The organism is Echinicola soli (genome assembly GCF_006575665.1).
GTDB classification, from domain to species: domain Bacteria; phylum Bacteroidota; class Bacteroidia; order Cytophagales; family Cyclobacteriaceae; genus Echinicola; species Echinicola soli.
Genome location: NZ_CP041253.1, coordinates 1,113,561 through 1,135,438, shown reverse-complemented (window position 1 = coordinate 1,135,438; position 21,878 = coordinate 1,113,561). Strand labels below are relative to the sequence as shown.

Genomic DNA, 21,878 nt, shown 5'->3' with positions numbered 1-21,878 from the left:
CCTCTATCAAGCAGTTTGACAATTCCACACCAATATGAAAGAAAAACCACTTCACGTCGCCATCTTTGGAGCCAAAGGTTATCCCTATGTATATGGAGGATACGATACCATGGTAAAGGAGCTGTGCGAAAGATTGGTAAAAAAGAATATTCGTGTAACTGTGTACTGTCACCGCTCCTTGTTCAAGGAGCGGCCTAAGCAGGTCAATGGCATCGATTTGGTCTATATGCCGGCCATTGAGTCCAAGTCCTTTACGCAGCTGACCCACTCTTTTTTTTCCATGATCCATGCCTGTTTTTCCAGTGCAAATGTGATTTTTGTGGTCAACAGTGGCAATGGCCCTTTTGGCCTGATCTCTCGTATCATGCGGAAACCTACTGCCATCAATGTGGATGGCCTGGAATGGCTCCGCCCAAAGTGGAAAGGTATCGGTGGCAAGTATTTTTATTGGGCCTCCAAAATGGCCACCAAATTCTATGACCAGCTCATCAATGATTCCGATGAAATGCAGCGCATCTATCTAGAGCTTTTCAATGCGCCTTCCAAAGTCATTGCCTATGGCTCCAATCCGGGGTTGCAAGCGGATCCTACGCTGATCCAAAAATGGCAACTGGAAAGGGAAGACTATTACCTGATCGTAGGGAGGCTGATTCCTGATAATAATGCCGACCTGATCATCGAAGGTTTTACCCGGTCCAGCAGTACCCGAAAACTTGTCGTAGTGGGAGATGTTCCTTACAAGGACGAATTTGCCGAACGGCTAAAAAACATCCCCGATGACAGGTTGCTCTTCACGGGTTATGTCAAAGACCAGCAGGAACTGGCCGCGCTGTACAGAAACTGCTATGCATATTTCCATGGACATGAGTATGGCGGCACCAACCCGGCCATGCTAAAGGCATTGGGCTATGACTGTGCCATCCTTGCCCTGGACACGCCATTTAACCAAGAGATGCTCCAAAATGGCAAGCACGGCTGGTACTTTCAGAAGGGGCAAAAAGCCATCTCCACGGTGATAGAGAAAGCCGAGCAATCTCCAGAAGCCATGCAGCAATTCCGCCAAACTTCACGTGAAGGCCTAACCAAAAAGTACGATTGGGACCATGTGACGGATCAGTATATCGAGGTGTTTAAGGAATTGGCCAGCAGGTAGTGGCTAAGGCAGGTTTGAACATTTAAAGGTTTAGATGCTATTTTTATCAAGGTGACTGAACGGCATTACTTCAAAACCTGTCGCATTCCATTGACTTCGGACCAAGCAATATTTCTGGGGGATGAGAGATTTCCAGGTGGTTATGGTAAGCATATTTCTCTTTTTTATTTAGTAATGGGAATGCGTGCTCCAGTATAAAAAATCAGCGTAAATCTTATTAATCTGCGGCATCTGCGTGCTATCGGAACCAACCCTAATCCCTCCAACTTTTTCCCTTGGCCCAGTGACTTTGACCAATACATACTATCAAAATTATCTGTGAACATCAGCCCTATCTGCGTGCTCAGCGTTCCATAAAAACAACTCTACTATAACGCTAAAATAAACTTATTTCAACACCGGCTGCGTCCAGGCCACCTCTTTGTCACCGGTTTGGTAGGGGTTTTCCTTGGTCTTGGATGAAATCACTTTTGCCCTGACATACATGTCATCTTCCTGTAACCTATAGGTGGCTTCGGCACCATTTATTTCGTGCAGTAGCTCCCCGCTCCTTTCAGGAGATGATTTTTTGGTACCAAAAAACTGGATGGCATAATCAACACCTTCTTCTTCGGACACTGATACCGTCAGCTCTTTACCATCAAAGTGGATGTCCTGCAAGGTAACGCCGGTGGAGGCATAAAACTGCCCTGCTTCCATGGCTTCGATCAGTGAGCTTGGCGAGAGGTCTTTGGCTTTTACCATGACCCAGCCCCTGCCGGGATTACTGCTGTTTTCATTAAACACATGGTAATTGTGTGCGTCATCGACTGCCAATCCATAGAGTGGTGGCTTGCCGGCCTGTAGATAAGCCGCCTGGACCTTGTCCCACAGTGCTTCCATACTGGGGCGCAGTGAATCCCCGTAATTGTGGACCAGCGGATGGCCATTGTACACTTCAAAAAAACGCTCACCATCCAGCTGGATGATGTCCTCCGGGGTGATGGCCCAGACAAAGTTGGGGTGATTAATATGCATAAACATCGGCACACCGGTGATTTCCCGCTGTTCTTTTACCTTGTCCAGGTTGTTTTGCAGGACTTCTGCAACAGAATTACCTCCTTGCGGCTCGATCATTTTTTGGATATTGGTGACATTCATGTGAAGCGGTTTCTTGTCATAACTGTCACTGATCTCTTCGGATTGGATAATGAGAAATTCCCCTTCTTCCTCAAAAATCGTCCTGTACTCTTCCAGGGTTTTTAGCCGCACTTCTTTTCGCCCAGTAGAATCTTCCCTGTGCTCTACCCATTCTTCTCCATATTTTGCCAAATACTTATCAAAGGCCTTTTTGTGTACAGGAGACTTTGGGATCAGTTTCCACTTCTCACCTTTTGCCAGTACATTGTGATCAGAAAGGACAATAAAATCATAGTCGTGTGACTTATACCAGTCCATGATCATTTCAGGGTAATCGTCACCATCACTCCAGTAACTGTGGGTATGTAGGTTGCCTTTGTACCATTGTTTTTCTTTGGTCTTGGATGTTTTTTCGGTACATGAAAACACTAAAAGCAAAAAACAAATGAGAAGCGATAACTTTCGCATGACTTTGGTGATCCTAATGTGATACATCGTTTATGAGAACAGAATATAAGCTACTATAAAATAATAGTTTAAACAACTTAAAAAATCACAAACCATGCAAAATAACATATTAGTAAAAGAGACGATCAAGCATTCCGTATTTCGTTTGGAGGAAAACAATTCCAAAATTTTAAGTTGCCTGGAGTGGTTGTCAGAAGATGAAATATGGGAAAAGCCAAACGAATCCTCTAACAGCATGGGGAACTTGGTCTTACACCTATGCGGAAACCTGACACAGTACTTGCTGTCCTCCCTTGGAAAAGTCGAAGACAAGCGTGACCGGGACGCAGAGTTTAGTGCCAGTAAGACCATGGACAAACAAGCATTGATAGATAAATTGAATACCACGGTTAACCAATGCACGGATTTATTGCAAAGCCTGGATCAAAACAGCTTGGAAAGTAAATATACCGTCCAGGGCTATCACTACTCAGGTATTGGAAATATTATCCATGCTGTGGAGCATTTTTCCTACCACACCGGACAAATCGCCTTTTGGACCAAAATCCTTCGAAGAAAAGACCTGGGATTTTATGCAGGAATGGATCTGAACAAAAAAAATGAACGCTAAAAGTAATCAACGTAGCGGCTCCTGAATTTCATGGCAATACTATAGAAAGTCGGTAAAGGCCTGCCGCAGCGGAAAAAGAATGCTTAAATTGGCATAAATAATTTTTAATTGATATCATTTTTGACCTTTATGAAAAATCTAAGCCTTTTACTGCTTATATGCGCCTTGATGGCTTCTTGCCAATCCAAAAAAGTCCTACTACGACTGGATTTGGCGGAAGGCGAAACCTATTACCAAAAATCGACGATGGCATCTCACATTAGTCAAGAGTTTGGTGGGAACAACATCGATATTGATATGAATATTGTGGGCGATATGTCGCTAAAAGTCCTCGAGGTAGATAATGAATCTTACCTGATGGAAGCCAAGTTTGACAAGATGGGAATGGAAATGAAAATGCCCATGATGAACATGGCTTTCAGCTCTGAGGATGCGGACAAAGAAGGCAGCAATCCGCTCAGCAAGATGTTTGGAAGAATGGCTGAAAAGCCTTTTAGAATTAAGATGAGCAAAAAAGGTAAAATCCTTGAAGTAACTGGAATGGAGCAGGCTTTTTCTTCAGCTGTTGACGAGATTGCAGGAGAGCATGAAGATGACCAACTGGACAAGGTCAAGTCCCAAATGAAGCAGAATTTTGGCAAAAATGGCATGCTGGGAAATCTACAGCTTACCAGCCCGGTTTTTCCGGAGAACAAGGTCGAGCCAGGAGATACCTGGGATGTTGCGATCACTTCTTCCATGAACGGGGTGGATGCCGATCACCAAATTACCTATACTTATGTGAAAAAGGAAGGTGACCAGTATTATTTGAAAGCCAATGGCAATACCAAAATGGCCCAGAGTGAAAAAGTAGATCCAGCATTAATGCCATTTCCTATGACGTATGACATGGGCGGAACCTTAAACGCCACCATTACGCTGGATGCCAAAACAGGCTGGATCAAGACCATTGATCTGGACCAGACTATGGAGGGCTTTGTAGAAATCGAAAAGAACGAACAGCTTCCTGATGGTATGTCCATGCCCATGGAAATCAATATGAAAACCAAGGTGACTGACTGAGCCATAATGTAATTATAGCACAAAGAATTAAGTAGCAATATGTTAGATATGAGACGTGAGCATTGAGACAGAATGTTCCTCTCCTTGTAGGGGAGGTTAGGTGGGATTGTTTTGGAGCAAAGGACAAGAACAGCTGTATCGAGTCACCGCCACAAAGCAATGAACAATGATGGTCCCTGAGTGTAGCCGAATGGCCTAATCTTTCACTTATTCCTTAAAAATCCCTGTATTGCCTTTTTTCCAGATGGGCATAAGCTGCTTCACAACTTTTGGCTTCTCATTGGCCACGTTTTTACTTTCGTAAGGGTCGTTTTGATGATTGTATAGCTCCATGGCCGGTGGCTGGTCGCGGAAATATTTGGTCAATCTATACTGTGGTGTTCGCAAGGAAATTCCCCTTCTGAAGTAGCTGTAGGCAGTATTCCTCCAATGCTTTGCCGCTGGATTTTCCATAAGGGACACCATGCTTTCTCCATCCAAGGTCGCTTGGGAAGGTACATTTGTGAGTTCCATGATAGTCGGGTAGATATCTGTGGTGCTTACGACCTGCGATATGCGCTGGCCACTTTCCCCTGGACGTTTGATCATCAGTACACTGTGCAGGGCATTGTCGAAGACAGTATGTTTGCCCCAGGTTTTTTGGTCTCCCAAATGCCAGCCGTGATCCCCCCACACCACCACAATGGTGTTTTCGGCCAATTCCTGTTCCTCAAGTTCATCCAATAACTTTCCTATTTGCGCATCGATATAACTTACTGCGGCCAAATAGCCATGTCGCAGCTTTCTGGCATAAGCATCAGAGGCGACTCTGTCCAAATGGGGTTTTTCTTCCCCGAGCTTGTATTGGTTTAGCTCTCCACTGTTCTGTAAACTGGCCTTGGAGCTGTTTTCTGGGATTTCGGCAAATGGTGCCAGTGGAATGTTCTCTTCATCATATAAATCCCAATAGCCTTTGGGGGCAGTGAAGGGCAAGTGTGGTTTGAAAAAGCCCACTCCCAAGAAGAAGGGCTTATCCTGTTGCTTTAGTGATTTTAGCTTTTCGATGGCCAGCTCTGCTGTAAGTCCATCTGGGTATCCATCATCACCTACTTCTCCTGCTTCATAGGGCTTTACTTCCTTTGCCATACCGTTGCGGTTGGTACCGTCGGCGTAGCCAAAAAAGGCATTATGTCCGGTGCCCCATTTGCCCGCCTTGAGCAGCATTTCATCCCAGCTGCCGGGCAATTCGATTTTATCACTTTTTGGTTCATGATAGCCATAGACATAACCATCCGGATGATGGGAGATTTTTCCGATTCCCACGGTGTAATAGCCATTTTGCTTTAGCTCTTGCATGAAGGTGGTAGGCCGTTCCCCCGCAGGCTTATTCGCAATATTGGAGACGGAGGCTTGATTGCTAAGGTCACCGGGATTTTTGGGAAGTTGACCAGTGATCAGATTATAGCGAGAAGCCCCGCAGGTGGGCACGGTCACATAGTGGTTTTCAAACAAACTGCTCTCGGCTGCCAGCTGGTCCAAATTGGGGGAATGGACATAGGACTTTCCATAGCAGCCCAACTCAGGTCGTAGATCATCCACGGCAATAAATAGAATGTTAGGCGGAGTCCTGGGTTCTTCTTTACAAGAAAAGGAAAAAGAAACGACAAGGGCAAAAAACAAAACATGGATCAGGTTTCTCATAAATAGTTACTCTAGGTGAATTGGCCAAAGATATTGGCCAGTCCCTATTATTGAAAGCATGCTTTCCATTAATTTCAATTAATGCGAAAATAGTATCTCTTTTTGAAAATTATTAATTATTGTTAATCAGGCTGTTAAATAAAATTAAATGCTGCTTTTCATCAAAACTATCCTATAGATTGCCGGTGAGTTCTGGATAAGCTTACTATGGGAAAATCTTCTACTGTATTCTTTTTATTATTATTTTTGCCTATTTGGGCGGTGGCACAAGAGGAAAAAGAGATCACGGGAAAAGTGGTGGACAAATCTACCTTGGAACCTGTTTCGGTGGTGAGGATCAGCAGTTCACTTGAGCGGATATCTACCGATGATCACGGGAAGTTTACCATTAGGGCCAAGGTGGGAGATTCGCTCACTTTCGTTCATCTAACTTACCAGCCGCTCACCATGGTGGCCAATGGCGACGATAACCAGTTTCAGTTGATCCAATTGGAAGAAAGAACCTTGGAGATGCGTGAGTTTGAAGTAACCGGGATGCCTTCTGAGCAGACGTTTAAGGAGGCCATCTTGAATACCACGGCTGATCATGCTATGGAAATGAATATGATGCAGCGCAATGTCAATATGATCATGATAATCAAAGACCTAAGTTACTTTCATGATTATAGCAGCTACGATATGCTGTTAAAGAACATCAATCAGGAAGGTGGTGTTACGTTATTTTCCAGTAATCCATCCATGGGCTTAATATCGACGTTCAAGCGCTTGTTTAGTGGTAAAGGCCAAATGCCGAACCTGTCCCGGGATCCGGTAGATCCAGGCAAAACCCGGCCACTTTGGAAAAATCCCTTGGAATCAGATTCAGTGAAGATAGAATAAGGCCAATATAACAGCATTATTTATACAGAATTTAATTGATTATCGTTAAATTTATGCAAGTGAAATTTTTGAGAAGTGTAGCAATGTCGGCTTGTCGACATCAAAAAATTTGATCATGACTCCTATCATTAAGGATCCGATAATAGAATTGTCGGGGATTTTTGTAAGTATTCTGCAAGTAACAGCGGCTTTTTTCGGTGGGCTATTTCTGTGGCTGAGCATCATGGCGTTTAATGGCCATGCTATGATCAATATGGTCTTGGAATTAGTAGAAGCGCCTGGTCATGTAGATCTAGTAGAAACGTTTTTTGCGGGAATAGTGCTTTTGGTACTTTTCATGGCCAGTGTAGTGGTGTTTTTTGTGCTAAAATACCTGCGCAAAGTAGTCAACAGGGAATTTGACGCTCGCTCCCATGCGTAATACAGGTTCAAGCAATAATTCTGGTGGATGAGAGGTTTCAAGGTGGTTTAGATAAGCGCATTTCTCTTTAATGTAGCAATGGGAGTGTATGCTCCATAAAAAAAATCATTGCAAACCTTAATAATCTGCGCCAACTGTGTTTTATAGGAACCAACCACAAATCCCCCACATTTCTGCTTGTGCCGTAATAATGTCCGTGTCCAAACAGAAAAACACCAGGCACCATGCTGGATCTGGTGCCTGGCTTAAATTAGCTGATCAGTGCTGGTGCCCACCTGGGCCATGGACATGACCATGGTCAATTTCTTCTGGATCAGCATCCCGAATGCCCACAATTTCTCCCGTGAAGTACAGGTCATATCCTGCCAAAGGAGAATTGAAATCCATGTGGACGCCTTTATAATCAACTTTAGTGATTTCTCCGCGAAGGTGGTTCCCCTGATCATCTTGCATCGGGATGACCCTGCCCACTTTCAATAACGCTTTATTTTTCTTGCCGTCTTCTTTGAAGTTGGATGTTGGAACGATGGCGACTTTGCTTTCGTCATAGTCACCATACGCATTTTCAAAATCTATAAATACTTCGAAGGTATCCCCTACTTTCTTGCCGGCAATGACTTCTTCCAATGCCGGTAAGGTATTGCCAGCCCCAAATAAGAATGCAAAGGCTTGCTCTTTTGTGACCTTTTCCTTGAATTCCTTGCCATTTTCACCATCATCTACATGAAGTTCATAGGCCACGCTAACTACTTTGTTCTTTTCTGCAATCATGATTTTAGTGATGTATACTTGGAGAACCACACCAGGTATCGTTAGATACATAGTGTAGTAAATAAGCCTAAGTGTCTATGCTCCAATGTGTTTTTAATTAATGATATTACTAAGAGGGACTTTGATGACCTTCAGGTCCTCAAAAATATTAAAAATTATTTTCACCGATGACCAAGAAATCAAAACCTTTGGTAAATTCATGCAAAAATTTACCTTTTGCGTTATGGAAATATTCTTGCAGAGTGAAACGTGGATAGCCTTGCTGACACTTACCTTTTTGGAAATTGTACTGGGGGTGGACAATATCATTTTTATCTCTATTGTCTCTAATAAACTTCCCGAACATCAGCAGCCAAAGGCCAGAAATCTGGGCCTGCTACTGGCCATGTTTTTCAGGATAGGACTGTTGCTGGGGATATCCTATATCATTCAGTTTACAACGCCGCTTTTTACGGTTTTTGACCATGGATTTAGTGGCAGGGACTTGATATTGGCAGGAGGAGGATTGTTTCTTCTTTTCAAATCTACTATGGAGATCCACCATAAAATGGAAGGCGAAGCGGAAGAGGTAAAGGCTAAAACAAGCGCATCATTTGGAAACGTAATCGTCCAGATTCTACTGCTCGACTTGATTTTTTCCTTTGACAGCATCCTTACAGCAGTGGGCTTAGTGGATCATGTAAGCATCATGATTATTGCCGTGGTCATCTCCCTGATCATCATGATGATCTTTGCGGGTAAGATCAGTACTTTTATCAATCAGCATCCGACGCTCCAGATTTTGGCCCTGAGCTTTCTTATTTTGATAGGTGTGATGCTGCTGGTAGAGGGGTTTCATGTGGAGGTCCCGAAAGGCTATATTTATTTTGCGGTATTCTTCTCTTTGGCAGTGGAGCTAGTGAATTTACGGATGCGCAAAAAAACGTCCCAAAAACCTGTCGAACTTCATCCAAGGATAAAGGAGTCCGATGAAGAGTAAGGTTTTTTACATTTTGGTATTATCAAGACAGAAGCTTATATAACTCATACTTATCCGCTATTGTTCTTCTTGTTTCTCGAGATAGGCTTCCCGGTAGTTTGACCAGATTTCATAAATAGGGTCACCCTTGGAGCTAAGCCCGCTGTGGTGCCAGGCACCGTCCTTCACCGCATAGTCAAATCCAAGGGAGGCGCCCACGCGGCTATCATCCCTGCTGAAAAATTCGATGTATTCTGTGTACTTACCGTTTTGGGCGGTATAGTTACCACCTCCGGTACCGCTAAATTCCTTGGTCTCGGAATTGAAAGCAATCCACTGGAAGCGGCCACCACCGAGAATTTTGATGGTTCGTCGTGCACCCGGCGTCATGGTGTGCAGCTCCCCGTCCCTTTTGCGGCCTGTGATCACCCAAGTACCATTTAACTCATCATCCCTGTCGGAGATTTTTTCCCAAATCTCGATTACGTTATGGCCTTTCTTAGTGTAGGAAAGCACCATTTTGGCATCCACGAAGTCCAGGTTATAACCTACGGAAGTGCCTACCTTTTCGGGATCAGTGGTGTAAAAATCAAACGTCTCCGAATACGCCTGCTCGCCCTCTAATGCGTAAGTACCCCCTCCCGCACCGATGAAGTGATTGGTGGTATCGGCCTTTTTTGTGCCAAAGGCAAAATAACCATCCTGGAAGATCTTGACACTTTCTTCTTCAGTGACCTTGTCACCATTTAGGTAAGTTAATTTCCAGGCACCTTCCAGGTCCTGTCCAAAAACATTGAACACCAATAACAGTAAAGGAATTAAGCATAGATTTTTCATGAGTAGGGACTTTTTCGTTGTTCCACTAATTTACAAAAATCCACTAGTACCCTTTCCTGTTTTGGAAAAGTTTGATACTTTTTATACAAATGGTGAGATGATGAGGCTGATTATTGGCGGGATTACGCGTAATTTTAATTTAAAGGGGAGATCTTTCAGGTAGGAAGGTGAACTATCAGTACAATTAGGAAAAGTAAATGGGGCATTATGGGAAAATTCACATTGGGCAAATCCAAAGACGATGTAAAAGGCATGTTACCAGAAGGTAAGATCAAAGTGACGCAGCTAGGAGCCAAAAAGGTGTGCGTGGTACGCTCGGGAGAAAGTGTTTACGCCTTTGAGCAACACTGTCCCCATCGAGGAGCCATGCTGAAAGATGGCCATATTAATGGTCAGGGGGAGATCATTTGCCCGTTGCATGCTTACCGTTTTGATTTGAAGACGGGAATGTTGGCTTCAGGAGGCAGCTGTGGAGACTTGAAAGTTTACAAAAGTGCATTGACGGAAGAAGGCCTGGAAATTTATGTGTAGTCAGCGCGATAGGTAAGTGTTTTTCTACCATATTCTGTTCAAAAAATGAACAAAACCGCCAATTTTTAGTTATATTGATTGTATTATTTAGAGAAGATATATGAAAAATAAAAAGTGGCTAATTTTTTTGGGAATAGTGGTGCTCGTCATTGTTTTTGTATTGGAGGGGGTGCCTTTTTTGGTAAACCTGTACCTGAACAAGAATGCTGACAGGATAGTCAGTGACCTGATCACCCGGACCAATGATTTTAGCGGTCATCAAGTGAAGTTCGGAAATATCAAGTTGGATTACGATTACAGAGGTACCTATTTGGAGCTGGATTCGGTAGCCATCTTTCCTGCAGAAGATGTCGCTGAAAGCAATGTAAAGATCAATCTGCTCGCCGAAAGGATATTGCTTTCGGGATTTTTATGGAAGAGTCTATGGCTAAACAACTCGATCGTTCTCGATTCTGCAGAGCTCAGACATGTCCGCATCAGCTCCCGATCGCCTTCACTGGATTCGCTGGAGCTTAAAGATAAACAACAGCGCCAACCAACGTCTGGCAAAGATTATAAATCCATCCAAGTGGCCCATATTGACATCAGTGACTTTTCGATCGAAAACAGGGATGTAGTAACCGATTCTGCCCGGCTTGAGCTAGAGGACCTTAATGTGGTCGCTACGAATTTTAACCTTACCAAAAAGGACCTTGAGGAACCTGACGCCTTGTTTTCTGTGGAGGAAATTAATGGAAGGATCGCGCAATCATTTATCCATTTTAATAATTACCGCAATGTCCTCCATGCGGAGGAAATCCAGTTTGACAAAGGAAAAAAATCCCTGGAAGTACAGCATGTCCAGCTGGACAACAAGCTGGATAAGTATGCCTATACAAGGAGTTTTACGAAGGAAACCGATTGGATAGAATTGGTGGAGGGAAAGGTCAAGCTGGTCAATATGAACTATGATGCCTACTTCCGCAAAAACCTGATTGAGTCCGAAAAATTAATGATCTCGGACATGGTGATCAATGTCTTCAGGGACAAAAGAAAGCCCGATGACACGCGGAAAAGGCCAAAAATGATCAACGAAATCATCAGTAGTATTCCCAAAGACCTTCATGTGGATTTGATCCAGTTGGAGAACGGATATGTTTCTTATGAAGAGCGTCCCGATAATGAGGGCCCAAAGGCAGGCACCATATTTTTTGACCAGATCAACGCAAAAATCATGAACATCACCAATGTTCCAGAAATGCTCGAAATGCACAATGAGCTTACCTTGGAAGCTACTGCAAGGATAATGGGTAAAGGGAATGTCGATTTAAACGTTACCTATTTCCTACAAGACAGCACAGGGAAGTTTACCATGGATGGAAGTATTCGTGATATGGAACTTACGGCCATCAATCCCATGCTCAGGCCTGCGACCCAAGTGGAAGCCCGTAGTGGTGAGATTGATGAATTGACTTTTGATATCACGGCTGATGACATCGATGGATCCGGGGAGTTGATCATGAAATATCATGACCTGGCCATTGACATCCGTGGAAAAACCTATGGCGACGGGCAGAACATTTTCCAGAAGATCGGTTCATTCCTCACCAATAAGCTGGTGATACGCTCAGAAAATCCCGGTCCAAAAGGCGAGCTTAAAAAAGGAGTGGTCTATTTTAAGCGGGACCAAAGCAAATTTATTTTTAACTACTGGTGGAAGCTCACACTCAGTGGGATGCGATCCACGCTGACAGGTGAAGATGAAGAAGCCCTACGAAAAAGAAGCCAAAAGCAGGACTAATAACAATGTCTGAATCGCATGGGCGTTGGAAGTTTCCTTTATAATTACGATTTTTCTTATTAAAAATTACTGGCGTCAGACTAAATTTCAAATATGATCAAAAACTGTCTTTAAATAGAAATTTGAGGGTTTTTATTCCAATCCCCAAAATGACCCCATCCCCTAAAGGGGAGCTTTGGAAAGTCCCCTTTAGGGGATTTAGGCGTGAAAACAGTTGATTTTTTCAATTTGACGATTGTTTTCTCGGCCGCCCGTAATAAAGAATTTACAATCAAACTATTCTGATGCAAAAACGGTTTTAGAAGACGGTAAGGGTATTCCGTGAATAATCCATATTTTTGTGAAATTGTAAACCTAATTAAAGGTCCGATCCCTTCATGTCAAAAACAGTAGCAGCAGTAGAAGAAAAAATAGAGATTTACGGTGCTCGTGAGCACAATCTCAAAAACATAGATATATCCATTCCCCGGAATCAGCTAGTGGTCATCACTGGCCTCAGTGGAAGTGGTAAAAGTTCGTTGGCATTTGACACCATCTATGCCGAAGGGCAGCGTCGTTATATGGAGAGCTTTTCCGCCTATGCCAGGACATTTCTTGGTGGTATGGAGCGTCCTGACGTGGATAAGATCAATGGGCTTTCACCGGTGATCTCTATTGAGCAAAAGACCACCAGCAAAAATCCCCGCTCCACGGTAGGCACCGTTACGGAGATTTATGACTTTATGCGTTTGCTGTATGCCCGGTCAGGGGAAGCTTATAGTTATCTTTCTGGCAAAAAAATGATCCGCCAGACGGAGGATCAGATCATCGACCAGCTGTTAGAGCACTTTGCCGGTAAAAAGCTTTATATCCTTGCACCCGTGGTAAAAGGCCGTAAAGGACATTATCGGGAGCTTTTTGAGCAGATCAGAAAGATGGGATTTTCAAAAGTCCGCGTGGATGGCGTGGTCATGGAAATGATACCCAAGATGCAGGTGGACCGCTACAAAATCCACGACATCGAAATCGTCGTGGACAGGATTATTGCCGAAGAGGACGACCGCTACCGCATCACCCAATCCCTAAAGACTGCCCTACAGCACGGAAAGGGCATCATTATGCTGCGGGATGAGGAAGGTAGTATCCATCACTTTTCCAAGTACCTGATGGATCCTACCACTGGACTTTCTTACGATGAGCCAGCACCGAATACTTTTTCTTTTAACAGTCCTTATGGAGCCTGTCCCACTTGTAACGGGTTAGGTGTCATTGAAGAGATTACAAAGGAAAGTATCATTCCAGATCCCAATTTGAGTATTTCTCGGGGAGGAATAGTGCCGATCGGTGAATACCGGGATATCTGGATTTTCAAGAAAATAGAAGCGATTCTCAAGCGTCATAAGGCCAGTCTGTCCACTCCTATCAAGGACTTAAAAGAAGAGGTCCTGGATGTCTTGCTTTATGGTGACAAGACAACCGTGGAAGTGGATTCTGTCAAGTATCCAGGTACCAAGTGGAGCACTACTTTCGAAGGTATCGTAAACTTTCTCCTAAAACAGCAGGAAGGAGGATCAGAGAAAATTCAAAAATGGGTAAGTGACTTTACCACTACCAGGGGATGTCCAGACTGTGAGGGATACCGGCTGAAAAAAGAGGCACTTCACTTTCTGATTGCCGGCAAGCACATAGGAGAGCTCGCCATGATGGATATCCAGCAGCTTGGCAACTGGTTTGGCCAAATCGACGATAAGCTTACCGAAAAGCAAAAGATCATTGGCGAAGAAGTCCTGAAAGAAATCCGGAAGCGGATTGGCTTCCTTTTGGACATTGGGCTGGATTACCTTTCGCTGAACAGGCCACTCCGGACACTTTCCGGAGGTGAAGCCCAGCGGATCCGGTTGGCCACGCAGATCGGTACCCAGCTGGTAGGGGTATTGTATATTTTGGATGAACCGAGTATCGGCCTTCACCAACGCGATAACGTAAAGCTGATCAAAGCCCTTCAGGACCTCCGCGACCTGGGCAATTCCGTATTGGTGGTGGAGCACGATAAGGACATGATGCTGGACGCGGACTATGTGGTGGACATAGGCCCGGGCGCAGGTAGGCACGGCGGCCATATCGTCGCCAAAGGCACACCCAAGGAAATCCTCCAGCAGAATAGCCTTACAGCAAATTACTTAAATGGAAAAGAAGAGATTGCTGTTCCTACAGCGAGAAGGAAAGGAAGTGGCAATTACCTGAAGTTACTTCAAGCCAGTGGGCATAACCTGAAAAATGTAGACCTGGAGCTGCCATTGGGAAGTATGATCTGTGTGACCGGTGTATCAGGAAGTGGTAAGAGTTCCTTGATCCACGAGACCTTGTTCCCGCTGCTTAACCGGCATTTTTACCGTTCCAGGAGGACGCCTTTGTCATATGGCAGCATAGAAGGGTTGGAGCATCTCGATAAGGTGATTGAAGTAGACCAGTCACCCATTGGCAGGACACCACGATCAAATCCTGCCACTTACACCGGTGTATTTACCGATATTCGAGCACTGTTTACAGAGTTGCCGGAAGCAAAAATCCGTGGCTACAAGCCTGGCAGGTTTAGCTTCAATGTCAAGGGCGGTAGATGTGAAGACTGTGAAGGAGCAGGGATGAAGCTTATTGAAATGGACTTTCTTCCGGATGTGCATATCCCCTGTGAGACCTGCAAGGGCAAACGCTATAACAGGGAAACCCTGGAAGTCAGGTTTAAGGGCAAATCCATTTCTGATGTCCTGGACATGACAGTGGAGCAAGCGGTGGAGTTTTTCGAAAAACAGCCTAAAATACTCAGAAAAATCCAAACGTTAAACGATGTCGGTCTTGGTTATATTACCCTCGGACAGCATGCTACCACCCTTTCCGGAGGCGAGGCCCAGCGGGTGAAGCTGGCCACTGAGCTTTCCAAGAAAGATACAGGAAAGACCTTTTACATCCTTGATGAACCTACTACAGGTTTGCACTTCAAAGATATCGAGCACCTGCTGGAAGTCTTAAACAGGCTGGTGGACAAAGGCAACACCGTGCTGATCATCGAACATAACATGGATGTTATCAAAGTGGCCGATCATATCATCGACCTGGGCCCAGAAGGCGGGAACAAAGGTGGGCAGATCCTTGCCCAAGGAATACCTGAAGCTGTCGCCAAACATCCGTCAAGCTACACGGCGAAGTTCCTGCGGATGGAGTTATCGCCGAGCAAATCATAGACTGTCATTTCCATACCCACCACGCCCCGAGCAGATCCGAAGGGAGTGGTGGCCTCTAAGGTTTTCAATACATTGGATATGCCCTTTCAGCAATGGTTGTATCCACTGATAAAAAATCACTGCCTACATCCGAAGACTTCCTTATATTTGGGATGGAATGGACAGAAGCAGATTATATTGGATATTTCAGATCTTCGGTTGGGCTGCATTTGCGGTGATCAACTTGTTTTTTGTCTCTTTGATCCGCGGCATTACATCGGTTCAGATAGGGGCGTACCTGTCGCTTGGTGCATTTTATTTTGTGTCCACGCATTATTTTAGGCACATCATTAAACGTAAGGACTGGTTTAACTTTAACCTGTCCAAGTTATTGATCCAGGCATTTTGTGCACTGCTGGTGCTAAGTTTTGCCAATGTGATCGCCACCGTATTGATCAACTGGGTTTTTGGAATTTTGAGAGAGCAGGAAGACCTGAAGCCGATTGTCTTGCTGGTCAATATGTTCATCAGTTTCTTGTACTACGCCCTGTGGGCAATGATGTATTTTCTGTACCATTTTCTTGAAAATTACAATACTACCCTGAAGTATCAGGCCAAAATCAACGAAGTCAAACTTAACCAGCTTCGGAACCAGCTGAATCCCCATTTTATTTTCAATGCCCTCAACAGCGTCCGTGCTTTGGTGGATGAAAACCCTCCCAAGTCAAAAGAAGCGATCACCCAGCTGAGCAATATCCTGCGTTATTCGTTAATCATGGACAAAAAGCGGACGATAGATTTTAGCGATGAGATAAAAATTGTGCGGGACTACCTTGACTTGGAGAGCATCCGGTTTGAAGAGCGCTTGAGGGTGTCTTATGATATTGAGAAAAAGGCCTATCATTATAAAATTCCTCCCATGATGCTGCAGACGATTGTCGAGAATGCCATTAAGCATGGTATTTCGAATCTGATGCGAGGGGGCATTATTCACATCCAGTGTTCTGTGGGGCTTTCAGATGATTTGTACATCGCAGTAAAAAACAGTGGACAGCTTAGCCATCATGGAAACCGCAAAGAAAACGATGGTAGCGGCCATGGCATTTCCAATACTATCCAGCGGCTAAAATTAATCTATGGTAACAAGGCTTACTTCAAAATGAGGAATTTTGACAATGAGTTTGTGGTCACAGAAATTAAAATTCCAAAACAAAGTACTAAATTAGACTAATCTTAAAAACTCTATAGCATGCGCGCACTAGTAATCGATGACGAAAGACTGGCAAGAAAAGAACTGATCAACCTATTGTCTTCTATAGAAGATGTCGAAGTAATTGGAGAGGCAGTAAATGTAGATGATGCAAAGGAAAAGATAGGGAGCCTCAGTCCGGACGTGATATTTTTGGATATTCAGATGCCTGAAAAGACTGGTTTTGATCTCCTATCTGAAATGGATGCTGTGCCAGACGTGATTTTTACCACCGCCTACGATGAGTTTGCCCTCAAAGCGTTTGAGGTGAATGCACTGGACTACTTGCTAAAGCCAATAGAGCCCTCCAGACTCTCCGAAGCCATCTTAAAACTAAAAAACAAACTTAAAAATAAAGTAGATTTAACCAAAGATACTGAAAAAGTTACCATAGACGGAGATAAAAAACTATCTTTGGAAGATCAGGTGTTTGTAAAAGATGGCGATCGTTGTTGGTTTGTCAAGCTTGAAAATGTACGCTTGTTTGAATCCGATGGGAACTACATAAAAGTTTATTTTGGAAACAATAAACCCATGATTCACAAATCCCTGAATGCATTGGATGAGCGATTGGACGAAAAGTCCTTTTTTCGTGCTAGCCGAAAGCATATCATTAACCTAAGCTGGGTAGATGGGATAGAGCCTTGGTTTAATGGTGGATTGGTGGTTACGCTTAAGGGAGGAGATCGCATCGAAGTCAGCCGTCGTCAGGCAGCAAGGTTTAAAGACATGATGAGTTTATAAATAAAAAATGGTGGTTTTAAATTGTTTTTTTAAATTTATATTCTCATTTTCAGTCCAAATTTTAGAAAAAATTGAATTCATTTGTGAATGTAAATGATTAGGAATCATGAGCTTCACCTAACATAGACCAACCATACGATAACATGAAAGAAGAAAGAATACTGGTTGTAGAGGATGATCCGGATATTGCAGAAAATATAGAGGAGATCCTCGAACTTTTAGGTTACGTAAATATTGATATTGCTAATTCCGCCAATCAGGCCATCAAGGTGATCAAGAAATACCGGCCTGATCTGGTATTTATGGACATCAAACTAAAGGGTGACAAGGATGGCATTGAGCTAGGAGAGATCATTCAGCAAATGGTGGACGCACCAATTGTTTATGTTACTTCTTACAGTGACCCATCCATCATTGAGCGGGCAAAACGTATTCATCCAGCAGGTTTTATCGTAAAGCCGTTTAATACCAATGACATTCATGCGATCGTGGAAATCGTCCTTTATAATAGAAGGAACCAAAGTGCCAGCTCCGACAGCCCAAAACCTAGTGCGGAAAGCCCATACTTGGTCGCTGATGCGGTTTATATCAAATCCGACAATGCTTATGAGCGGGTGGATTATGGTGATATTTACTATGTGGAGGCCAACGGAAACATGGTGTCCATTTTTACCAAAAGCAAGACTTATACCATTCGCAAATCCATGAAAGAAATGGAGGAAAAACTTCCTTCCAGTCTCTTCCTGCGGGTGCAAAAATCGTATATTGTCCAGCTTGCCCAAATCGCCAGCTTCAGCACTAAGGAAATAAACCTTAAGGACGGAGCCGTGGTACAGGTAGGTCGCCAATACTACAATAGCTTCTTGGCAAAGCTCAATACCATTACGGAGAGTTAAGTAACTTTAGTTAGTAAATCATAGACCCAAAAAAAAGCCTCCAATTTGGAGGTTTTTTTGTTAATAGAATTTCCCCTCAATCTAAATCAATTAATAAATAGCAATTTAAATTGAAGCCGTCTTTTCGTTTTCCTATATTTATAAGTGAAATTAAGCACTAATGATCCAGTCCTTTAAAATAAAGAACTTTAAAAGCTATCGTGAAGCGGAATTGAAGCTGGCACCATTGACTGTTATGATCGGTGCCAATGCCTCAGGGAAAAGTAACGCCATTGAGGCTGTGCGTTTTTTAAGCTGGATAGCACAAGGACAAAAACTTTCAAGTTTACAATTTGAGGTAAATAAAAATGATACAGTTATCAGGGGCAAAACCGGAGATTTGATACATAAGGGCTCGTCCTTCTTTTCTATTGGCTGTACAATTTGTGACAATAAAGAAGGTCAATTATGGGATTTAAATATTGATTTGGATATTCGTGATAAAAAAGAAATCCACATATCCAATGAGTCAATGGAGAATAAAAGCAAAGGTGAAGTTTTATACAATACTATAAGGCCTACCAATAGTATGGCCACGGATATTTCGGTAGCTTATAACAATTTCGCAAGAGGAGGTAAAAAACCTCAGGTAATCTGCTCAGACCAGCTTGGTATATTTACCCAGCTTACACGTATCGGGGTATTTGCTCCAAGCCATAAAACTTCACGGTTAAAAATTCCACACGTCACTCAATTAACAGAAAGCCTACTTAAATCTATTCTATTTTTAGACCCATCCCCTCAGTCCATGCGTGAATATAGTTTTATTGATAGCAATGGGCTCTTAGGAAATGGAAGTAATATTTCAGCTGTACTTTTTCAACTCATGGAAAAGAACTCGGATAATAGAGTTTTCTTACTGGATTTTATTAAAAGCCTTCCGGAACAGGATATTTCTGATATAGGGTTTTTGAAAGGACCAAGAGGAGAAGTTATGCTTACTTTGACAGAGACTTTTGGGGGATATCGACGAGAAATTGACGCGGGAAACTTATCAGACGGAACACTTCGAGTATTGGCTATCGGAGCTGCTTTGCTGTCCGCTCCAGAAAATGGAATGGTCATCATTGAAGAAATTGATAACGGAGTACATCCTAGCAGAGCTGAAGTACTTTTAAAAAACATCAAGGAAACTGCTAAACGGAGGAATTTGACTGTTTTACTGAGTACTCATAATCCTGCATTAATGGATGCTGTTCCTTCAAATGCAATACAAGATGTGGTCTTTTGCTATAGGGACAAAAAAGACGGAGCATCTAAGCTTACCTCCCTTAAGGAAGTACCTGATTATCCAGAGCTCATCATTCAAGGAAGCCTTGGAGATTTGGTTACCAAAGAAACTTTATCCCGTTTTGTAAAGAGCCAAGAAAGCTCTGATAAAAAAGTCGAAAAAGCTCTCAAATGGCTGGAATCTATAAAATAATTTTTTATGTCTAAACCCATTATTTGGCTTATAGATACCTCTATTATTACAAATATTCTTGACATTCCCGGCAAGAATCAAGACAAATTGGAGGTAAGAGAAGACTTCAAAAATAGGATAAAGAACAAAGATAGTTTTTTTCTACCCTATGCCACCTTAGTGGAAACAGGAAACTTTATAGCACAATTAAATGGAGATCTAAAAAGGATTAAGTCTCTTGAATTTGCAGAACAAATTAAACTAGCATTGGACAACCAAGCCCCTTGGAAACCACTAAAATTCCCTGAGAAAGAATCTTTATCACTGAACATTAACAAATTTCCAGAGTTTGCCTCAAAAGGAATTGGCTTTGGGGATTTTTCCATAATCCAAGATTGGGAGGAACAGAGAAATGCTTTTCAAGCATTTGCTGTAAAAATTTGGTCACTGGACAAGGCTTTGCAAGGATATGAATCATAGGAGGGTAAATAAACATTTCTCATCTACCCTCCTATGAAAGCGATAAAACCTAAAGCAGCTCATTGGCCAGATTGGCGAGTTCAGAGCGCTCTCCTTTTTCCAGTTTGATGTGGGCGTAAAGCGGGTGCTCTTTGACGCGGTCGATAAGGTAAGACAGACCGTTACTCTGGCTGTCCAGATAAGGTGTGTCGATCTGATAAACGTCCCCAGTAAAGACGATTTTGGTGTTTTCTCCTGCTCGACTGATAATAGTCTTGATTTCATGGGGAGTTAGGTTTTGGGCCTCGTCCACGATAAAGAAAATATTGGACAGCGATCTTCCCCGAATGTATGCCAAAGGCTGTATGACCAGCTTTTCCTGGTTGACCATTTCTGTGATCTTCTGATATTCCTTATCGGATTCCTTGAACTGGTTCTGGATAAATTTTAAGTTGTCCCAGAGGGGTTCCATATACGGGTTAAGCTTAGATTTGATGTCCCCGGGCAAGTAACCAATGTCCTTATTGCTCAAAGGCACGATCGGTCTGGCCAAGAATATCTGCTTATAGTCTCTTCTTTGCTCCAAGGCACCCGCCAAAGCCAGCAATGTCTTACCGGTACCGGCCACACCCTGCACTGATACCAATTTGATATTGGGATTGGTGATGGCATGTAGGGCAAATGTCTGCTCGGCATTTTTGGGCTTGATATGGTAGGCCAATTTCTTATCTACCCGCTCGATGGTGTTTTCCTCACCATTATAGTACGCCAATACTGAATTTTTTTCGCTTTTTAGAATATAATAAGTATTGGTCTTGCGCTTGCGTGTACCCAGTACTTTCTTGGCCTCTATGGAATGGCTATCATATAACTGATTGATTACATCTGGATCGATGCCTTCAAGGATATCCTTGCCGGTACTTTCCAGTTCGGTGATATTTTTGATTTTGCCCGTTTCGTAATCTTCCGCCTGGATATCCAGGGATTTTGCTTTCAGGCGGAGGTTAATGTCCTTGCTTACCAGGATGACTTTGCGGCCATTTTCACTGTTTTTCAAGTCAAGGGCAGCGTTTAGGATTTTATGATCATTTTTTTCCTCCCCAAAAATCGTATTGGCATTTTGAAGATCAGTTTTGCCAGTACTGTCATGGGTGGTCATCATGACCTTGAAATTTCCCTTGGTCTTCCCGTTCAGTGGTGTCCACTTGTGGATCATTTTGTCCTTGGAAAGCTTGTCCAGTAATCGAATAAACTCTCTCGCCTCGAAATTTTTGGAATCATTGCCTTTCTTGAACTGATCCAGTTCTTCCAATACCGTGATCGGAATCACTACGTCGTGTTCGGCAAAGTTCATAATGGAATTGTGGGCATAAAGAATGACCGAGGTGTCCAAAACAAAGATCTTACGGTCACTTTCATTTTTTTTAGCTCTTGGCATAGGCGAAAAAGGTTAGTGATTTATGTTAAGAATAAGATAGCTATTTATCTCTGGGATTGCCATATTTTTAACTAAAATTGAGCAGATAAAACAGGCTCGTGCTTGTAAATCGTTGGAGATCAATGGGAATGATTTTGCTGCCTTTTTTTACTGGTAAAAATTGCATATTTCGAATCAGATCACCC

The 21,878-nt window shown here is 43.1% G+C and carries 19 protein-coding genes; 14 read left to right on the top strand and 5 right to left on the bottom strand.

Annotated features, from left to right (window positions below):
• The first annotated feature begins 34 nt into the window (after positions 1-34).
• On the top strand, positions 35-1,153 hold the full coding sequence (locus FKX85_RS04705) for a glycosyltransferase (RefSeq protein WP_141613633.1): 1,119 nt from the start codon (positions 35-37) through the stop codon (positions 1,151-1,153).
• A 387-nt stretch (positions 1,154-1,540) separates the two neighbouring features.
• On the opposite strand, the gene FKX85_RS04700 is transcribed toward FKX85_RS04705, so the two are convergent.
• On the bottom strand, positions 1,541-2,767 hold the full coding sequence (locus FKX85_RS04700) for a CehA/McbA family metallohydrolase domain-containing protein (RefSeq protein ID WP_229239765.1): 1,227 nt from the start codon (positions 2,765-2,767) through the stop codon (positions 1,541-1,543).
• Between the two features lie 67 nt (positions 2,768-2,834).
• Here FKX85_RS04700 and FKX85_RS04695 point away from each other — a divergent pair, with 67 nt between their 5' ends.
• Entirely contained in the window at positions 2,835-3,350 is a 516-nt protein-coding gene (locus FKX85_RS04695; RefSeq protein WP_141613632.1) for a DinB family protein, read from the top strand.
• 129 nt (positions 3,351-3,479) lie between these two features.
• Positions 3,480-4,412 (top strand): DUF6263 family protein, encoded by a 933-nt coding sequence (locus FKX85_RS04690; protein ID WP_141613631.1) that lies wholly within the window; start codon positions 3,480-3,482, stop codon positions 4,410-4,412.
• 207 nt (positions 4,413-4,619) lie between these two features.
• Here FKX85_RS04690 and FKX85_RS04685 read toward each other — a convergent pair whose 3' ends face one another.
• Positions 4,620-6,092, bottom strand: coding sequence for a sulfatase (locus FKX85_RS04685; protein WP_141613630.1), 1,473 nt, complete (start codon positions 6,090-6,092; stop codon positions 4,620-4,622).
• Positions 6,093-6,299: 207 nt separating this feature from the next.
• On the opposite strand from FKX85_RS04685, the gene FKX85_RS04680 reads away from it, so the two are divergent.
• Together FKX85_RS04680 and FKX85_RS04675 are read left to right on the top strand one after the other, a co-directional pair.
• A complete protein-coding gene (locus tag FKX85_RS04680) occupies positions 6,300-6,971 on the top strand; it encodes a carboxypeptidase-like regulatory domain-containing protein (protein ID WP_141613629.1) in 672 nt (223 codons plus the stop codon).
• Positions 6,972-7,086: 115 nt separating this feature from the next.
• On the top strand, positions 7,087-7,392 hold the full coding sequence (locus FKX85_RS04675) for a hypothetical protein (protein ID WP_141613628.1): 306 nt from the start codon (positions 7,087-7,089) through the stop codon (positions 7,390-7,392).
• A gap of 258 nt (positions 7,393-7,650) precedes the next feature.
• Here FKX85_RS04675 and FKX85_RS04670 read toward each other — a convergent pair whose 3' ends face one another.
• Entirely contained in the window at positions 7,651-8,163 is a 513-nt protein-coding gene (locus FKX85_RS04670) for an FKBP-type peptidyl-prolyl cis-trans isomerase (protein ID WP_141613627.1), read from the bottom strand.
• Positions 8,164-8,386: 223 nt separating this feature from the next.
• On the opposite strand from FKX85_RS04670, the gene FKX85_RS04665 reads away from it, so the two are divergent.
• Positions 8,387-9,142, top strand: a complete 756-nt coding sequence (locus FKX85_RS04665) for a TerC family protein (RefSeq protein ID WP_141613626.1) — start codon at positions 8,387-8,389, stop codon at positions 9,140-9,142.
• A 57-nt stretch (positions 9,143-9,199) separates the two neighbouring features.
• Here FKX85_RS04665 and FKX85_RS04660 read toward each other — a convergent pair whose 3' ends face one another.
• Complete coding sequence (locus FKX85_RS04660; protein ID WP_141613625.1) at positions 9,200-9,958, bottom strand: hypothetical protein; 759 nt, start codon at positions 9,956-9,958, stop codon at positions 9,200-9,202.
• A gap of 207 nt (positions 9,959-10,165) precedes the next feature.
• On the opposite strand from FKX85_RS04660, the gene FKX85_RS04655 reads away from it, so the two are divergent.
• From FKX85_RS04655 to FKX85_RS04620, 8 genes are all read left to right on the top strand, one after another.
• On the top strand, positions 10,166-10,489 hold the full coding sequence (locus FKX85_RS04655; RefSeq protein ID WP_141613624.1) for a Rieske (2Fe-2S) protein: 324 nt from the start codon (positions 10,166-10,168) through the stop codon (positions 10,487-10,489).
• A 100-nt stretch (positions 10,490-10,589) separates the two neighbouring features.
• Positions 10,590-12,269, top strand: a complete 1,680-nt coding sequence (locus tag FKX85_RS04650) for a DUF748 domain-containing protein (RefSeq protein ID WP_141613623.1) — start codon at positions 10,590-10,592, stop codon at positions 12,267-12,269.
• A gap of 377 nt (positions 12,270-12,646) precedes the next feature.
• Positions 12,647-15,487: an excinuclease ABC subunit UvrA gene (gene uvrA / locus FKX85_RS04645; protein ID WP_141613622.1), complete on the top strand. Its 2,841-nt coding sequence runs from the start codon at positions 12,647-12,649 to the stop codon at positions 15,485-15,487.
• 157 nt (positions 15,488-15,644) lie between these two features.
• Positions 15,645-16,697, top strand: coding sequence for a sensor histidine kinase (locus FKX85_RS04640; protein ID WP_141613621.1), 1,053 nt, complete (start codon positions 15,645-15,647; stop codon positions 16,695-16,697).
• An 18-nt stretch (positions 16,698-16,715) separates the two neighbouring features.
• Positions 16,716-17,459 carry a LytR/AlgR family response regulator transcription factor gene (locus FKX85_RS04635; RefSeq protein ID WP_141613620.1) on the top strand — a complete coding sequence of 248 codons (744 nt, stop codon included), beginning with the start codon at positions 16,716-16,718 and terminating at the stop codon, positions 17,457-17,459.
• 143 nt (positions 17,460-17,602) lie between these two features.
• Complete coding sequence (locus FKX85_RS04630) at positions 17,603-18,355, top strand: LytR/AlgR family response regulator transcription factor (protein WP_141613619.1); 753 nt, start codon at positions 17,603-17,605, stop codon at positions 18,353-18,355.
• A 160-nt stretch (positions 18,356-18,515) separates the two neighbouring features.
• Positions 18,516-19,817: an AAA family ATPase gene (locus tag FKX85_RS04625; protein ID WP_141613618.1), complete on the top strand. Its 1,302-nt coding sequence runs from the start codon at positions 18,516-18,518 to the stop codon at positions 19,815-19,817.
• Positions 19,818-19,823: 6 nt separating this feature from the next.
• Positions 19,824-20,276, top strand: a complete 453-nt coding sequence (locus FKX85_RS04620; RefSeq protein ID WP_141613617.1) for a hypothetical protein — start codon at positions 19,824-19,826, stop codon at positions 20,274-20,276.
• Between the two features lie 49 nt (positions 20,277-20,325).
• Here the strand turns inward: FKX85_RS04620 and FKX85_RS04615 are convergent, their stop codons facing one another.
• Entirely contained in the window at positions 20,326-21,693 is a 1,368-nt protein-coding gene (locus FKX85_RS04615; RefSeq protein WP_141613616.1) for a PhoH family protein, read from the bottom strand.
• Positions 21,694-21,878: the final 185 nt, after the last annotated feature.